The organism is Microbulbifer sp. ALW1, assembly GCF_009903625.1.
Classification (GTDB): Bacteria; Pseudomonadota; Gammaproteobacteria; order Pseudomonadales; family Cellvibrionaceae; genus Microbulbifer.
The window spans coordinates 1,454,261-1,470,725 of sequence record NZ_CP047569.1 but is presented as its reverse complement, the minus strand read 5'-3'; the positions used below and the strand labels follow the sequence as shown (position 1 = coordinate 1,470,725).

Below are 16,465 nucleotides of genomic sequence, written 5' to 3'. Positions count from 1 at the left end.
AGCGGCGCGCCAATTGACCGCCATACCTACAGCGGCTAAGGTTGCCCGGCAGTGAACAAGGCCCTAGAGAGAAGTGACCCCATGGCAGCCAAAAAGAAAGCCTCTACCTTCGAGAGCGCACTGGAAGAACTGGAACAGCTGGTTGAGCGTCTGGAAAGCGGCGATCTGCCACTGGACGAGGCGCTGTCGGATTTCGAGCGCGGAGTGAAGCTCACCCGCGAGTGCCAGCAGAAGCTGGCCAGCGCCGAGCAGAAGGTTAAGGTACTGATGGAAGAAAACGGCAAGGTCCAGGAACTGCCATTCGACGCGGCCGACGACTTCGCCGGAGATGCGGAGTAAGTGAGCGCTTCCACCACTGCCGTGGCCATGCCCGCAAAGCTCAAGATATTCCTGCAGACCGCCAGCCAGCAGGTTGAGCAGACCCTCAAGGCCGCCCTCGCCGACCAGTCACCGGCAGACGCCCTGTTTGCCGCCATGAATTATTCCGCCCTGGGCCCCGGCAAGCGCCTGCGCCCGGCACTGGTGTACGCCGCGGCCAAGGCTCTCGGCGGCGACACCGCCTCCAACAATAGCCACCAGGCAGCCGCCGCGCTGGAGTGTGTACACGCTTACTCTCTGGTGCACGATGACCTGCCGGCCATGGACGATGACGCTCTGCGCCGCGGCCGCGCCACCTGCCATATCCAGTTTGACGAAGCCACCGCTATCCTCGCCGGCGACGCCCTGCAGACCCAGGCGTTTGAATTGCTGGCCGACGCGCCTCTCGATGCCGAGCTGAAGGTTCGGGTCATCCGCGAACTGGCCCAGGCCTCCGGCGCCCGCGGCATGGTGGCCGGCCAGGCGATCGACCTGGCGGCGGTGGACCAGGCGCTGTCACTGGAGCAACTTAAGCAGATGCACCGCCTGAAAACCGGTGCCCTTATCTCTGCCAGTGCCAGAATCGGCGCCTTGATCGGCGGCGCGGATCCTCAACAGCTGGCCGCCGTCACCCGCTATGCCGAGGCCATCGGCCTGGCCTTCCAGGTACAGGACGACATCCTCGATGTCACCGCCGACACCGAGATCCTGGGCAAAACCCAGGGCGCTGACGCCGCCCGCAACAAACCGACCTATGTATCCCTACTCGGCCTCGACGGCGCCCGCGCCAAAGCCGACGAACTCCACCGGGAAGCCAGCGACGCCCTGGCACAACTGGGTGGCAACACCCAGATACTGCAGCAGCTGGCGGACTATATCGTTCACCGGGATCATTGATCCCGGTTTCTCCTCCCTGCCCCCACAGGATGCAATCTGGCGCCCTTGGGCATACAATCCCCTACCATTATCAGTTGCAATTGATACTTTGGGCCCAGTGCCACTTGCGCGCACTCCTCTCCCCGCCGGAGACAGGCCCAAAACGCCCGAATTCAGGACCCTTGATGTTCGACCAGATACCCCGCCAGCGCCCGCATACCCCGCTGCTCGACCAGATCGACCAACCGGCCCAACTGCGCGCCCTGTCGGAAAAACAACTGCCAGAACTGGCAAAAGAACTCCGCGAATACCTGCTCTACTGTGTCGGCCAGACTGGCGGACACTTCGGCGCCGGTCTGGGCGTAGTGGAACTCACTATCGCCCTGCACTACATCTACAACACCCCGGAAGACCGCCTGGTCTGGGATGTTGGCCACCAGACCTATCCGCACAAAATTCTCACCGGCCGCCGCGAGCAGATGCTCAGCATGCGCCAGCAGGGCGGCCTGTCCGGCTTCCCCAAGCGCAGCGAAAGCCCCTACGACACCTTTGGCGTGGGACATTCCAGCACCTCCATCAGTGCCGCCCTGGGCATGGCGCTGGGCTCGCCAGATGAGCGTAAGGTAGTCGCGGTGATCGGCGACGGTGCCATGACGGCGGGTATGGCGTTCGAGGCATTGAACCACGCCGCGCACACCGGCAAAGACATGCTGGTGGTGTTGAATGACAACCGCATGTCGATCTCCAAGAATGTCGGCGGTCTGGCAACCTATTTCGCCCGCATCCTCGCCAGCAAGACCTACCTGAACATGCGCGAGGGCAGCCGCAAGATCCTGTCTGCCATCCCCAAGGCCTGGCAGCTGGCGCGGCGCACCGAGGAGCATGTGAAAGGCATGATCACCCCGGGCACCCTGTTCGAAGAGCTGGGCTTTAACTATGTGGGCCCGCTGGACGGCCACAATATGCAGGACCTGGTGCATACTCTGCGCAACCTGCGCAATCAGCGCGGCCCGCAGCTGCTGCATATCGTCACCACCAAAGGCAAAGGCTTTGGCCCGGCGGAAGAAGACCCGGTGGGTTACCACGCGCTGAACAAGCTCGAACCGGAACCCAAGGTGCAGGTCGCCGCGGCCGAGGTGAAAAAGAAAGGGCCCAAATACCAGGATATTTTCGGCCAGTGGCTGTGCGACACCGCGGAGCAGGATGACAAACTCATCGGCATCACCCCCGCCATGTGCGAAGGTTCTGGCATGGTGGACTTTGCCGAGCGCTTCCCCGAGCGCTACCACGATGTCGCCATCGCCGAGCAACACGCAGTAACCCTGGCGGCCGGCCTTGCCTGCGAAGGCCAGAAACCGGTAGTGGCGATTTACTCCACTTTCCTGCAGCGCGGCTACGACCAGATGGTGCACGATGTGGCGATCCAGGATCTGGACGTCACCTTCGCCATCGACCGCGCCGGTCTCGTCGGCGAAGACGGCCCCACCCACGCGGGCAGTTTCGATCTGACGTTTATGCGCTGCCTGCCCAATCTGGTCATAGCCGCGCCCAGTGATGAAAACGAATGCCGCCAGCTGCTGTACACCGCCTACCAGCACCCTGGCCCCGCGGCGGTACGCTACCCTCGCGGTACCGGCCCGGGTGTGGAAATCGAACAGGAATTGAATGAACTGCCGATTGGCAAGGGCCGTGTGATTCAGGAAGGTAAAGAGGTCGCCATCCTGAACTTCGGCACCCTGCTCGCGCCGGCGCGGGAAGTGGCAGAAAAGCTGGGTGCAACGCTGGTGGATATGCGTTGGGTTAAGCCTTTGGATGAAGATTTACTCGACCAGATCGCCGACAGCCACAGCCTGTTGGTTACCCTGGAAGAAAACACGATTGCCGGTGGCGCTGGCAGCGCGGTTTCCGAATATCTGAACCGCAGAATCATTCCCGTTCCACTGTTGCAACTGGGCCTGCCGGACAAAATCATCGAACACGGCAAGCACCCAAAACTACTTGCTGAAATCGGACTCGATGCCAAAGGCATCGAAGAACAAATCCGAGAACGTCAGTCGCAGATGCACCAGGCCCAATCAAACGGCCAAGCTGCCGCAATCTAACGCTTACGAAGCAAGAAACAGGAACTTAAGGGCGGGGGCCAGGGGCGGGTTTTCAGGATCGTCGCAAACAGGATGTTTGCGCCGAAGCGCCCAGGGATGGGTTCACAGCGGTCCTGAAAACCCACCCCTGGTGCCCAGCCGCCACTGTACTCTGACCAGAGCTCCGCCAATAGGACTACGAAAGCAGGCACAGTGGCGCCGGGCCTCTGGGTAAAGCTTTTCGGAACCGCTGTGAATACATCCATGTACGCTGCTTCGGCGACGTCCCTGTCGCCGACGCTTCCGAAAAACTTTACCCAGAGTCCCGTCTTAAATTAAGCCTTTCAGCTTCGTTGCAACCACGTTTCAACAAACTATAAATCAGAGACAGGAAGTACGATGTCCTTTTCCAATTCAGTAAAAAAAATCCTGAACTCTAAACATCTCAGCTTAACTACCGCCATCATGGCAATAAGCCTGAATGTTCAGGCCATGGACCAGAAAGCGTTTGAAAAAGCCATGGATTCCATGCCCAAAAAGGGCGCCAGTGAAAAACTGCAGGCACTGCAAGACCTGCGCTACCGTTGGATTATGGAAAGCTATCCGGAATCTGCCACCTACAAAGGTTACCCCGGAGTAGAACGCAACTGGACCGACCAATCCAATGCCGGTATCGAACGCCGCAAAGGACAGACCCGCAGATTACTTGCCGCCAGTCGCCACCTGGATAAAAGCAAACTGGCCGAGGACGAACAGCTCGACTACCAACTGCTGTACCAGGACCTGCTGATGCAGGTCAAAGGCTACCAGTTCCCAGAGCACCTGCTGCCGGTTAATCACATGAGTGGCATCCAGCGCAGCGTGCCCGCGGTGCTCAACGCCATGCCCAAGCGCACCGCAAAAGATTATGAAGATATTCTGGCGCGACTGGACAAACTGCCCGGCCTGATCGAACAAACCAAAATCCTGATGGAAAAAGGCCTGCGGCAAAACCTGACTCCACCACAGATTACCCTGCGCGACCTGCCCGGGCAGATCCGTGCGCTGGTGCCGGCAGATCCGAAGCAGAGCCCGTTGCTGAAAGCCTTTAACGAAATGCCATCATCGCTGCCGGCGGCACAACAGGCCAAGCTGCGCAATCAGGCGCAGAGCATTTACCAGAAGTCGCTGGTGCCTAATTGGCAGGCCTTTGCGGAGTTCGTCGAGCGGGAATATATCCCCAATGCCACCACCGAAACGGCGTTTACCAAAAATGACGATGGCATCCGCTGGTACGCCTACAAGGTTCAGGAAGAGACCACTACCGACCTGAGCCCCGAGGAGATTCACCGTATCGGCCTCGGCGAGGTACGGCGTATTCGCGGAGAGATGGATGCCATCATCAAGAAGACCGGGTTTGCAGGCGACTTCAAAGCGTTTACGGATTTCCTGCGCAACGATCCGCAGTTTTACTACGACACCAAAGAAGACCTGTTGAAGAATTACCGGGATATTGCCAAGCGTATCGACGGTGAACTGCCGGCGCTGTTCGGCACCCTGCCGCGCTTGCCTTACGGGGTGAAGCCGATCCCGAGCTACTCGGAAAAATCCCAGACCACCGCTTACTATCAGCCAGGTTCCAAAGAGGCGGGGCGCGCGGGTGTTTTCTTTGCGAATACCTACGATCTGAAGAGCCGTCCGACCTGGGAAATGGAGGCGCTGACGGTACACGAGGCGATGCCGGGCCACCATTTACAGATTGCACTGGCTCAGGAACAGCAGGATATTCACCCGCTGCGCCGCGAAAAAATGTACACCGGCTTTGTCGAGGGCTGGGGCCTGTATTCCGAGAGCCTGGGTTACGACCTGGGCCTGTACAAAGACCCTTATAACGAGTTTGGCGCGCTGACGTACGATATGTGGCGCGCGGTGCGTCTGGTAGTGGATACGGGCATGCATCAGCTCGGCTGGAGCCGTGATGAGGCGATTGCATATTTCATGGAGAACAGCGCCAAGCCGGAGCACGATGTGATGGTGGAAATTGATCGCTACCTGGTTTGGCCGGGACAGGCGCTGGCGTATAAAGTCGGCCAGCTGAAGATCAAGGAAATTCGTGCGCGCGCTGAAAAAGCGCTGGATACCAACTTCAATATTCGCCAGTTCCACGATGCACTGTTGGGAGCAGGAGCGCTGCCTTTAAATGTGCTGGAAAGCCGGATGAATATCTGGATTGAATCGCAGGGTGGAGAGATCAGCCAGGCCGTTCCCGCTGCCGGTGGCGCTGGGCAGACTGCATTGAACTGATCCCGGTTAGATACGTCAGCGACGTCCCTGTCGCTGACGTATCTAAAAACAGCCCCGCCGCCTTGTCTTCACTAAAAGCCTGGGGGCTGTGCACGTGTACTTATTCCTCTCCACTTTTCCGCAAACGCGCCTGTTCCTGCACCACTTTGCGAACGAACTGACTGAACGCCCGATCACCCGCACGCGTTTCCGCGAGCGTCTTACTGTTGCGCGCCACTTCCCGCTCCAGCTTCTGCCAGTTTCGCAGGCGCCTTTCATCCAAAGCACCAGAATCGATGGCCGCCCGTACCGCGCAGCCGGGTTCGGATTCATGGGCACAATCGGCGAAGCGGCACTTTGCCGCCAGTTTGCCGATATCTGCAAACGTCGCCGCCAGGCCTTCACTCACATCCGCCAGGCCCAGTTCGCGCATACCCGGGCTGTCGAGTAACAGCCCACCTTCGGGTATGGCATAAAGCGCGCGGTGGCGGGTGGTGTGGCGACCCTTACTGTCGTCTTCACGGATACCTGAAGTGGCCGCCAGTACCTGGCCAGCCAGGCTGTTGAGCAATGTGGATTTACCAACACCGGACGAGCCGAGCAAGGCGACGGTCTCGCCATTGCGGCAGTAATCGCGCAGCGGCTCCAGGGTTGTCGTGTCCAGCGCATTAACCAGAATCAACGGCAGGTCGCGGTGTTTTTTCAGTGCGTCGGTGTACTGCTCGTGATTGTCACTGAGGTCCGCTTTGGTCAATACCAGACAGGCCCGACAACCGGCTTCGCGCACCAGCGCCAGATAGCGTTCGATACGCGACAGGTTGAAGTCGTTGTTGCACGAGGAAACAATCAGGACGTTGTCGATATTCGCCGCAATCAGCTGTGCCTGTTTGGCACCCGGCGCCATGCGCCGGAACAGGCTGCTACGTTCGAGGCGCCGCTGTGGTTTGCGCGTTTCGCGATCCAGTAGGAGCCAGTCACCCACCGTCGGTTTTTCCGCGGCGTCTTCAAACAAGGAGCCGTTGACCAGTACCGGCTCCTCGCCCTCTTCACCGGAGACCTCGATCTGGCTTCGGTGTACCGCCATAACCCGCACCGGCACACAGTCATTCAATTCATCCAGGCTCAGCTGCTGTTGGAAAAAAGGTTTCCAACCCAGCTGCCGCAAGGGTGATGGTGCACTGGCGGATTTTTGTTGCACAGCCGCAGAGGCTCCGCGCCGAAATGCCGGGCGGCGTGAAATCAGAGATTTACTCAAGGTTCTAAACCCTCAAATGTACCCTGCCCCGGTGTTTTCCGTCAGGCAGGCGTACGTCTATCAAGCCTCAGACACAGTCTGGGCAGTATGGGATAGGGTTTCCAGTTGGGTGGGAAACCCGACAAAAGAACATTGCCGGGCAGGTGACTGACCAGGGGAATCGTCAGTCGCGGCTGGCCCGGCGGGGGTTGGATACACTCATCAACAATCCTCCGCTGGTGGAATTTCACGCAATTTAACAGCCAAGCCAGCCAACCGCAATAGCTTGAACCCGCAGACTGTCTACAGGGCGCGCCGCGGTACAGGCGCTACAGGCCCGCACAAAAAAGAAAAGCCGGCATAAAGCCGGCCTCTATATCGGATCACTGACGGTACATCACCTTTCTCGACCTTCAGCGTTCAGATAATTTGAGTATAGACGCACCCTCTGACCTCGCCACTCCATCGGTCACTCTATTGCCCTTCCCTGGCAACTCGCGAGACCAGCGTCTTGCTCAGGTACAGAATGGCGTTAATTGATTGCTTTCAAGTGAAGCTTTTGTGAAGGGTTTGTTACAGCGCAATACCCGAGCAGATACCCCTGATCCACTACGCCTGGCGCCTGTTTCATTCACCCTCCCCCGGGGAGGAGGTCGCACGCGGAGATCTCTCGTCCAATGGTGCGGGGTATGCGATACCCCGATGATCGAACTGAATAACGACGCTCCAAATAACAGCGCTCCAAATAACAATAGCAATCAGAGAGAACCCCATGCACGCGACGCTATCCAAGCCCGCCGGCCTGCTGCTGGCCGCCAGTCTGTTATCCCACGCCATCCTCACCGCCAACCAGGCGCAGGCTTCCGACACTCCGGCCCCCACCAGCGTAGGCATCCCCGGCAACCTGCAGGCCGCCCTCGGCTGCCCCGGTGACTGGCAACCCGAATGCCCGGCAACGCAACTGGCGTACGATGCAAACGACGACAAATGGCAGGCCACCTTCTCGGTTCCCGCCGGCAACTGGGAATACAAGGCGGCACTGAATAATAGTTGGGACGAAAACTACGGCGCAAACGGCTATCGCAACGGCGCCAATATCGGATTGCAACTGGGCGAAAGCCGCGCGGTCAAGTTCTACTACGATCACGAAACCCACTGGATTACCAGCAACGCCAATAGCACCATCGCCACCGCCGCGGGCAATTTTCAGGGCGCACTGGGCTGCTCCGGAGACTGGCAACCGGACTGTCTGCGCAGCTGGCTACAGGACAGCGATGGTGACGGTATCTACAGCTTCCTCACCACAGAAATTCCCGCCGGCAGCTACGAATTCAAAGTGGCACTGAATGAAGGCTGGAATGAAAGCTACGGTAACAACGGCGGCAATGTGCCCTTCAACGTGGCGGAGGATGGCGACGAAATTTATTTTGCCTTCGATGCCAACAGTAAACAGGTCACCATCAGCACCAACGGTATTCCCCGCGGCGACCTGACCCAGGAAAAGGCTCACTGGGTAGACAACAGTCACTTCGCCTGGAACATCAGCCCCGCCGATGGCGACCGGGTACAGTTGCTGTACAGCGCTGACGGCAATCTGAAAATCACCCCGGATGGCATTGCCGCCGATGCCAGCTATCCACTGCAGTCCCACGCCACACTGCCGCAAGATAGCCAGGAAAAATTCCCCCACCTCGCCAGCCAGAACGTCTTTTCGCTCACTCAGGAAATTGATCCGAGTCAACTGATCAGTGGACAGCTGGCCCTCGCGCTTTACGACAGCAATGGCAGGTTGAAAGATGCCACCGGTATTCAGCTCGCGGGCCTGCTGGACCAGGCATTTTATTACGACGGTAAACTGGGTGCTGACGTTACCCACAATGCGATCGACTTCCGCCTCTGGGCCCCCACCGCGCGTTCGGTAAAACTGCACCTGTTCAACGACCCGCAGTCCGAAGTAGCCGATATGGTGCTGGAAATGACCCTGCAGGACGGCGCCTGGCAGGCCGCCATCGGTAAAGAGTGGGATCGCGCTTATTACCTGTATGAGGTCGAAGTCTTCTCGTATTTTTCTGACGCGGTGGAAACCAATCTGGTGACCGACCCCTATTCCCTGGGGCTGTCGCTCAACAGCGGCAAAAGCCAGATCATCAACCTGGACGACCGCGATTTGCAGCCCCGCGGCTGGAAACGCCTGCACAAACCGAAACTGGAAAACCCCGAAGATATCTCGGTTTACGAACTGCATGTGCGGGACTTCTCCATTGAAGACAGCAGCGTGCCGGAAAACGAGCGCGGCACTTTCAAGGCCTTCACCCGCCGTCACAGCGATGGCATGCGCCACCTGAAAAAGCTCGCGCAATCGGGCATGAGCCATATCCACCTGCTGCCCGCGTTTGACTTCGCCACCGTCAATGAAGAAAAGTCACAGCAGCAAGCACCGGAAGACCTTTCTGTCTACGCCGCCGATAGCGAAGCGCAACAGGCCGCTGTCAACGCCATCCGCGATACTGACGGTTTCAACTGGGGTTACGACCCACTCCACTTCACTGTTCCGGAAGGCAGCTTCGCCACCGATGCCAACGGCACCGCCCGTATTCGTGAATTCCGCGAAATGGTACAGAGCCTTTCCCGAAGCGGCCTGCGTGTTGTGATGGATGTGGTTTATAACCACACCAGTTCCTTCGGCCAGTACCAGAACTCGGTGTTGGATAAAATCGTTCCCGGCTATTACCACCGCCGCAACAATGACGGCAATGTGGAAATGAGCAGCTGCTGCGCCAACACCGCCAGCGAACACCGCATGATGGAAAAACTCATGCTGGACTCCATGGAAGTCTGGGCCAAAGACTACAAGGTAGACGGTTTCCGCTTCGACCTGATGGGCCACCACAGCCTCGACAATATCCTCAAGACCCGCGCCATGCTGGATGCGTTAACACCGCAAAATGCCGGCGTGGATGGCAAGTCTGTGTACCTCTACGGTGAAGGCTGGAACTTTGGTGAAGTGGCCAACGATGCCCGCTTCGTACAGGCGCGCCAGGGCAACATGGCAGGCAGCGGTGTCGGCACCTTCAATGATCGCCTGCGCGACAGTGTGCGCGGCGGCAATCCGTTTGGTGGCTTTGAGGAGCAGGGTTTCGGCAACGGTCTGTTTACCGACAGCAACGGTAAATTCTGGGGCGACGAACGCCAGACCCTGCTGACACTCGCGGACAAGGTGCGCGTATCCCTCGCCGGCAACCTCAAGGACTACCGCTTCACTGACTCCTACGGTAATGAAACCCGTGGTGAACAGCTGATCTACAACGGCCAGCCCACCGGTTACACCGGCGACCCACAGGAGTCCATCAATTACATCGCCGCCCACGACAATGAAACCCTGTTTGACGGCGTACAGATCAAAGCTAATAGCACGGCAACTATTGAAGACCGTGCACGCATCCAGGCCTTCAGTAATTCACTAGTCTTGTTTGCTCAGGGGGTACCGTTTATCCACGCCGGCCAGGACTTCCTGCGCTCAAAATCCATGGACCGCGACAGTTACAACTCTGGCGACTGGTTCAATGCTCTGGATTTCTCACTGGAAACCGACAAGTGGGGGGCGGGCCTGCCCATCGCAGACAAAAACGAAGACAGCTGGTGGATCATGCAGCCCCTGCTGGCGAACCCGAACCTCGCCCCCCACAAATCCCACCGCGAGCAGACCGCGGCCATCTTCCGCGAGCAACTGGCCATTCGCAACGGTTCGCCGCTGTTCCGCTTGACCACTGCAGCAGAAGTTCAGAAGCACGTGAGCTTCCTCAACACTGGCCCGGAGCAGGTGCCAGGATTGATCGCGATGCAACTGGAGGATCTGGAGGGTGAAATCGATCGCCGCTATGAACGCATTGTGGTGTTATTTAATGGCGACAAAGAAACCATTACGTTCAATCACGACGCACTGGCAGGTACTCATCTGAAGCTGCACCCGATGCAAAGACATTCTGCAGATCCGGAACTGCGCAGTGCGAAATTCGATCGCAATTCAGGGGCTTTCACACTGCCAGGTAGAACAACTGCAGTATTTATTCAGATTAGAAACGCAGAAAAATTGGAAAATTTTAGAGAAAAGAAAGACGCTCTAAAGATTCTTACAGATTTATTTGAAAGATTTTTCTCAAGCTTCTGACGGAGATATAGAGCTAGATTCGAAGAGGCTGATACCGGGGACTTTATGCGAGACCTTCTAAAACAGGGATGTTTTAGAAGAGCCCCCATGGATGGGTTTACGGGGGGGGCGCCTAGCTCGTGTCTCGCATAAAGTCACCGGTAGCAGGCTCGCCACCTATACCGCAAGAAAGTGAAGCTCCGGGGTATTAGGAGGACTTCGTAGCCTGGGGAGTGGCGGCCCCGCTACTGGCAACCGTTTCCGGGACACGCCGTAAACCCATCCATGGGGGCTCGGCTGCGGCCGTCCTGGCCGCGGACGGTCCCGGAAACGGTCGCCAGTACCGAGGCCTTCAATTTGAATTCTTATATATTACCGATGCTTTAACGGCCGTTTTTTAGTTACTTCTCTGAGCCTTCTTCATCATCAAACAAATGGCCGAGCTTCCCTTTCTTGGTAGAAAGGTAATTCGTGTTGTGCGGATTACGTCCAGACTGATGTGGCAGACGCTCGGTCACTTCAATACCAAGATCCTCCAACGCTTTTACCTTGCGTGGGTTATTCGTCATCAGGCGAATGGACTTGATACCCAAATGGTCGATCATTGGTTTGAGAATGGAGTAATCCCGCATATCCGCACCAAAGCCCAAACGTTCATTGGCTTCTACCGTATCGGCACCACAATCCTGCAGTTTGTACGCACGGATCTTGTTCAGCAAACCGATGCCTCGCCCTTCCTGACGCAGGTAAAACACCGCACCACGTCCTTCAGTGGCAATCCGATGTAACGCATATTGCAACTGCGCACCGCAATCACAGCGCAGGGAAAACAAAGCATCTCCAGTCAGACACTCGGAGTGAATACGGGCCAATACCGGCGTATCCGTATCCAGGTCACCCATGCTCAGAACAACATGCTCCTTGCCGGTCTCCACTTCCTCAAAACCGTGCATCTCAAACATGCCCCAGGAAGTTGGCAGCTTGGAGGATTCCACATAGCGAATGGTCAAACTGATACCTCACGTTCCATCAATGTGCGTGATCAATCGCGCGCGCGGAGCAACAACAGACCATCCTGTTGCTGCATATCCACGCGGCTCAAAAAACTGTTACCCAGTAGCGTCACCTGGGGGAAATTATTGCCCAGCACCGTCGCATCCACATTGTGCACCGTGATACCGCCAATGGTGACACTGCTCAGCTGTAACCGATAAGCCTGCTCCACTCCACTGGCGGTAGACACCCGCATGGGTTGCGCGCGGGAAAGGTCCAGGCCGAGACTTTTTGCGGTGGGGTAGTTGAACGCAATACTGGTTGCCCCGGTATCGACCATCACCGGCACCTGTCGGCCATTGATCCAGGCCGAGGTGTTGTAGTGGCCGCGGCGGTCCGGGCTAAGGCGTACTTCGGCCTTGCTGACTTCTGCGTACTGGGAGGCCACCGGAGCTGCCAGCGTCAGCCGCTGTTCCCGACCATCCATTTTTACCAGCGCATGGTCGCTGGTCACCGAGACCAGTGTGACCCCTTCCGGCGAGGTCTTGCCGGATTTCAGCAGCCGCTGCTTGCCGTCAATTTCAAACATGGCACTGGTGCCGAAGATCGCTTTCAAGCGTACATCTTGCGCACTGCCAATGGCTGGCAACAACAGTGCGATCACTACCAGAAATCTGTTCATTTTCATGGGCGTCCTGCCTCAGAGGGTGTGCATCAGGTAAGCCGTGCCCTGCAACACCAGCGCGGCATAGATGCCCGCGAGTATATCGTCGAGCATGATCCCCAGGCCACCGTGTACCCGGCGGTCTGCCCAGCCGATGGGCTGGGGTTTTGCGATATCGAAAATCCGGAACAACACAAATCCGTACAGGGCCCACAGCCAGCCCGCGGGCGCCATAAACATGGTGAGCCAGTAGCCGACGAATTCATCCCATACGATGCCGCCGTGGTCGTGCACGCCGAGCGTTTTTGAGGCCGCACCGCAGAGGTAACAGCCCAGAACAAACGTCACGAGGATCACACCCAGGTAGGCCACCGGCGACAGAAATTGCAGGCCATACCAGACGGGCACGGCGGCGAGAGTGCCAAAGGTGCCCGGGGCTTTTTTGGCAAGGCCGGAGCCAAACCCAAAAGCCAGGAACATGACCGGGCTGCGGAGTAGCTCACCCCATGTCGGGGTCGGAATCTGGGCCTGTGTCGGTGTCATTTTCTTGTTGTTCTCCACCGGTTAAAAATGTTGATAGCTGGCGCTGCCTGGCTGCCAGGATTTGTCGTGCAAGCGGCAGCGGATACCCGGCTTGGAAACGATACGACCCACAGCGGTAACCGGCAGCTTCAGGCTTTCGATCGTGCTCAGGTGTTGTTCGGGCAAGGTAAAGCAGAGCTGGTAATCGTCGCCGCCGGTGAGCGCGGCTTCCAGCGCTGTGTCCGCATTCATCGACTGTGCCAGTTGCGCGACCGGGAAATTATCCAGCTCCAGTTCGGCACCCAGGCTGCTCGCTTCGCAGATATGCCCGAGATCACCGAGCAGACCGTCGGAAATATCCAGTGCGGCACTGGCATAGGGACCAATGGCCCGGGCCACCGCAAATTGCGGTTCGGGGAAGTAGTAGGACGCCGCTGTCTGCTGCTGTTGCTCCGGACTTCCCGCGATCTCTCCGAGCACAATAGGCAGCGCGGCTGCGGCGGCGCCCAGTTGATTGGTGACAAAAATGATATCACCGGCGCTTGCGCCATCGCGCCGCAGTGGCCTGTCGCAGGCACCGGTGACCTGGATGGTGATCGACAGCGGGCCTTTGGTGGTATCGCCGCCTATCAGGGTAATACCGTACTGGTGCGCGGTTTCTGCAAGGCCGCGGGCAAACGGTTCCAGCCATTCCGGATTACTTTGCGGCAAAGTGAGCGCGAGGGTAAACCACAGGGGCTGGGCGTTCATGGCCGCGAGGTCGGAGAGATTCACACGCAGTGCGCGGCTGGCGATACGGTAGGGATCGGCCTTTGCCGGAAAATGTACATCGGCCACCAAGGTATCGACACTGGTGGCGAGCAGTTTTCCGGGCGGCGGCGCCAGCAGTGCGCAGTCGTCGCCGATCCCCAGTACAACACCGTTTCCGGCACTGCCATCAGCGACATGGCCCGGCTGGGTTCCGGCCTGAAAGCGGGAGGAAAAGTACTCCCGAATCAGTTCAAATTCACCGGGGCCGGGCATAAGAGGCTTAGCCTTTGTCGGCCTTTACTTCGACACTGCGCTCGCTCAGAGCCACTTTGTCGAGGATGCCATTGATAAATTTGAAGGCATCGGTGGGGCCGAATTTTTTCGCCAGGGCGACAGCTTCGTTGATCACGACTTTGTAGGGTACATCGACGCGGTTTTTCATCTCGAAGGTGGACATGCGCAGCAGGGCGCGGGATACCGGGTCGAGTTCTTCAACATCGCGGTCGAGGTACTGGCTGTAGGTTCCTTCGATTTCATCGAGGTTTTTTGCCACGCCGTGGAGCAGCTCGCGGAAGTAGGCCACGTCGGTTTTGGTCATGTCGTTGTCGGCATGAAACTCGGCTTCGATGGCGTTCAGGTTGGAGCCTGCCATTTGCCACTGATACAGGGCCTGCATGGCGTAGTGGCGTGCCTTGCGGCGGGCGGATGCGGTTACGGTCATTTCAGTCGTTTCTCAATCAGATTTTGCTGATCAGGGAGACCATTTCGAGGGCGGTCTCGGCGGCTTCACAGCCTTTGTTGCCGGCTTTGGTGCCGGAGCGCTCGATGGCTTGTTCGATGGAGTCTACGGTGAGTACGCCGAAGGTCACAGGAATGCCGGTGTTCATGGAGACCTGGGCGAGTCCTTTGGTGCATTCGCCGGCGACGTATTCGAAGTGCGGGGTGCCACCACGGATGACTGCGCCGAGGGCGATCACTGCGTCGAATTTTTTGGTTTCGGCAATTTTCTGCGCGGCCAGCGGGAATTCGAAGGCGCCGGGGGCGTAGTAGATGGTGATGTCTTCTTCTTTGATGCCTTTGCGACGCAGAGTATCGAGGGCACCGCCTTTCAGGCTTTCTACAACGAAGCTGTTCCAGCGGCTCACCAGCAGCGCGTATTTACCGGTGCTGCCTACGAAATCCCCTTCGATTACTTTGATATTACTCATGATCTTTTCCATTTTCGGTTATCCCACTTCGGGCCCGGTTTGAGCTTCGGTCCCGCGTCAGTGGCGGCGAGGCACTGGGTATTTGTTTTCAGAACCGCTGTGAATACATCCCTGTACGCTGCGTCGGCGACGTCCCTGTCGCCGACGCTTCTGAAAACAAATACCCAGCACCCCGCCTTCAAGTTGAACATCGGTGGCATTAACCACCTGTGCAATTTGTCTTAGATTTCTTCTGCGTTCAGATACTCTTCCACTTCCAGGTCAAAACCGGAAATGGCGCTGAACCGGAATGGCGCGCTCATCAAACGCATTTTACGTACCTTCAGATCGCGCAAAATCTGTGAGCCGGTACCTACCTGCTTGTACACCAGATCCTGGCTCGGGCGCTGTTGCTTGCCGCTGATGAGCCAGTCGATGCTTTCTTCAATTTCGTCGGTGGTTTCGTTGTGGCAGATGACAACCACTACGCCCTTGCCCTCTTCTGCAACTTTTTTCAGTGCATTGCGGAAGGTCCAGGGTTCGAATTTCTCGTCGCCGCGGCGCAGGCTGAATACGTCACGCAGGGTGCTGGCGACGTGTACCCGCACCAGGGTGGGCTCTTCCGGTTGGAAGTCACCGAGGCTGAAGGTGAAGTGGCGCTCGCGGCGGGCTTTGTCGAGGTAGGTGCGCAGTTTGAATTCGCCGAATTCGGTGTGCACTTTGCGCTCGTTGACGCACTCTACGGTTTTTTCGTTGAGTGCACGGTAGTTGATCAGGTCGGCGATGGTGCCGATCTTGAGGTTGTGCTGTTTGGCAAATTTTTCCAGGTCCGGGCGGCGGGCCATGGTGCCGTCTTCGTTCATGATTTCGACGATGGCGGCGGCGGGCTCGAAGCCGGCTAGGCGCGACAGGTCGCAGCCGGCTTCGGTGTGGCCGGCGCGGCTCAATACGCCACCGGGCTGGGCCTTGATCGGGAAGATGTGGCCGGGCTGGACGATGTCGGACGGCTTGGCATTGCGGGCGACGGCGGCGCGGATGGTGCGGGCGCGGTCGGCGGCGGAGATGCCGGTGGTGACGCCTTCGGCGGCTTCGATAGAGACGGTGAAGTTGGTGCTGAACTGGGCGCCGTTGTCGCGGGACATGAGCGGCAGGTCGAGCTGTTCGCAGCGATCGCCGGTCAGGGTCAGGCAGATCAGACCGCGGGCGTGGGTGGCCATGAAGTTGATGTCTTCCGGACGCACCTGCTCGGCGGCCATTACCAGGTCGCCTTCGTTTTCGCGATCTTCGTCGTCCATCAGGATGACCATTTTGCCCTGACGGATATCGTCGATCAGTTCTTCAACGCTATTCAGTTCCATAACTCTCTCGGATCGTATTTGGCAAACTTCTTCG

13 protein-coding genes are annotated in these 16,465 nt (G+C 58.0%); 5 read left to right on the top strand and 8 right to left on the bottom strand.

Annotation, left to right across the window (positions count from 1 at the left end; translation table 11 throughout):
• Positions 1 to 81 precede the first annotated feature (81 nt).
• The 4 genes from xseB to GRX76_RS06030 all read left to right on the top strand — a co-directional run bounded on the left by xseB (position 82) and on the right by GRX76_RS06030 (position 5,597).
• Positions 82 to 339, top strand: a complete 258-nt coding sequence (gene xseB / locus GRX76_RS06045) for an exodeoxyribonuclease VII small subunit (protein ID WP_160152487.1) — start codon at positions 82 to 84, stop codon at positions 337 to 339.
• Between the two features lie 27 nt (positions 340 to 366).
• Positions 367 to 1,254: a polyprenyl synthetase family protein gene (locus GRX76_RS06040; protein WP_160154838.1), complete on the top strand. Its 888-nt coding sequence runs from the start codon at positions 367 to 369 to the stop codon at positions 1,252 to 1,254.
• Positions 1,255 to 1,418: 164 nt separating this feature from the next.
• Complete coding sequence (gene dxs, locus GRX76_RS06035) at positions 1,419 to 3,335, top strand: 1-deoxy-D-xylulose-5-phosphate synthase (protein ID WP_160152486.1); 1,917 nt, start codon at positions 1,419 to 1,421, stop codon at positions 3,333 to 3,335.
• Positions 3,336 to 3,713: 378 nt separating this feature from the next.
• Complete coding sequence (locus tag GRX76_RS06030) at positions 3,714 to 5,597, top strand: DUF885 family protein (RefSeq protein ID WP_236250567.1); 1,884 nt, start codon at positions 3,714 to 3,716, stop codon at positions 5,595 to 5,597.
• 100 nt (positions 5,598 to 5,697) lie between these two features.
• Here the strand turns inward: GRX76_RS06030 and rsgA are convergent, their stop codons facing one another.
• Positions 5,698 to 6,774: a ribosome small subunit-dependent GTPase A gene (gene rsgA, locus GRX76_RS06025; RefSeq protein ID WP_236250566.1), complete on the bottom strand. Its 1,077-nt coding sequence runs from the start codon at positions 6,772 to 6,774 to the stop codon at positions 5,698 to 5,700.
• Positions 6,775 to 7,582: 808 nt separating this feature from the next.
• Between rsgA and pulA the strand changes: the two genes are divergently transcribed.
• Positions 7,583 to 10,978, top strand: coding sequence for a pullulanase-type alpha-1,6-glucosidase (pulA, locus tag GRX76_RS06020; protein ID WP_160152485.1), 3,396 nt, complete (start codon positions 7,583 to 7,585; stop codon positions 10,976 to 10,978).
• 380 nt (positions 10,979 to 11,358) lie between these two features.
• Here pulA and ribA read toward each other — a convergent pair whose 3' ends face one another.
• The 7 genes from ribA to ribBA form a co-directional block, all read right to left on the bottom strand.
• Entirely contained in the window at positions 11,359 to 11,967 is a 609-nt protein-coding gene (gene ribA, locus GRX76_RS06015; protein WP_160152484.1) for a GTP cyclohydrolase II, read from the bottom strand.
• Positions 11,968 to 11,999: 32 nt separating this feature from the next.
• The gene (locus GRX76_RS06010; RefSeq protein WP_160152483.1) at positions 12,000 to 12,638 is read right to left on the bottom strand and encodes a TIGR02281 family clan AA aspartic protease; all 639 of its coding nucleotides are present in this window, start codon (positions 12,636 to 12,638) and stop codon (positions 12,000 to 12,002) included.
• Positions 12,639 to 12,650: 12 nt separating this feature from the next.
• Entirely contained in the window at positions 12,651 to 13,157 is a 507-nt protein-coding gene (locus tag GRX76_RS06005; RefSeq protein WP_160152482.1) for a phosphatidylglycerophosphatase A, read from the bottom strand.
• A gap of 21 nt (positions 13,158 to 13,178) precedes the next feature.
• Entirely contained in the window at positions 13,179 to 14,159 is a 981-nt protein-coding gene (thiL, locus tag GRX76_RS06000; protein WP_160152481.1) for a thiamine-phosphate kinase, read from the bottom strand.
• A gap of 7 nt (positions 14,160 to 14,166) precedes the next feature.
• Entirely contained in the window at positions 14,167 to 14,607 is a 441-nt protein-coding gene (gene nusB / locus GRX76_RS05995; protein ID WP_160152480.1) for a transcription antitermination factor NusB, read from the bottom strand.
• A gap of 16 nt (positions 14,608 to 14,623) precedes the next feature.
• The gene (ribE, locus tag GRX76_RS05990) at positions 14,624 to 15,094 is read right to left on the bottom strand and encodes a 6,7-dimethyl-8-ribityllumazine synthase (protein ID WP_160152479.1); all 471 of its coding nucleotides are present in this window, start codon (positions 15,092 to 15,094) and stop codon (positions 14,624 to 14,626) included.
• A gap of 221 nt (positions 15,095 to 15,315) precedes the next feature.
• Positions 15,316 to 16,431, bottom strand: a complete 1,116-nt coding sequence (gene ribBA / locus GRX76_RS05985; RefSeq protein ID WP_160152478.1) for a bifunctional 3,4-dihydroxy-2-butanone-4-phosphate synthase/GTP cyclohydrolase II — start codon at positions 16,429 to 16,431, stop codon at positions 15,316 to 15,318.
• Positions 16,432 to 16,465: the final 34 nt, after the last annotated feature.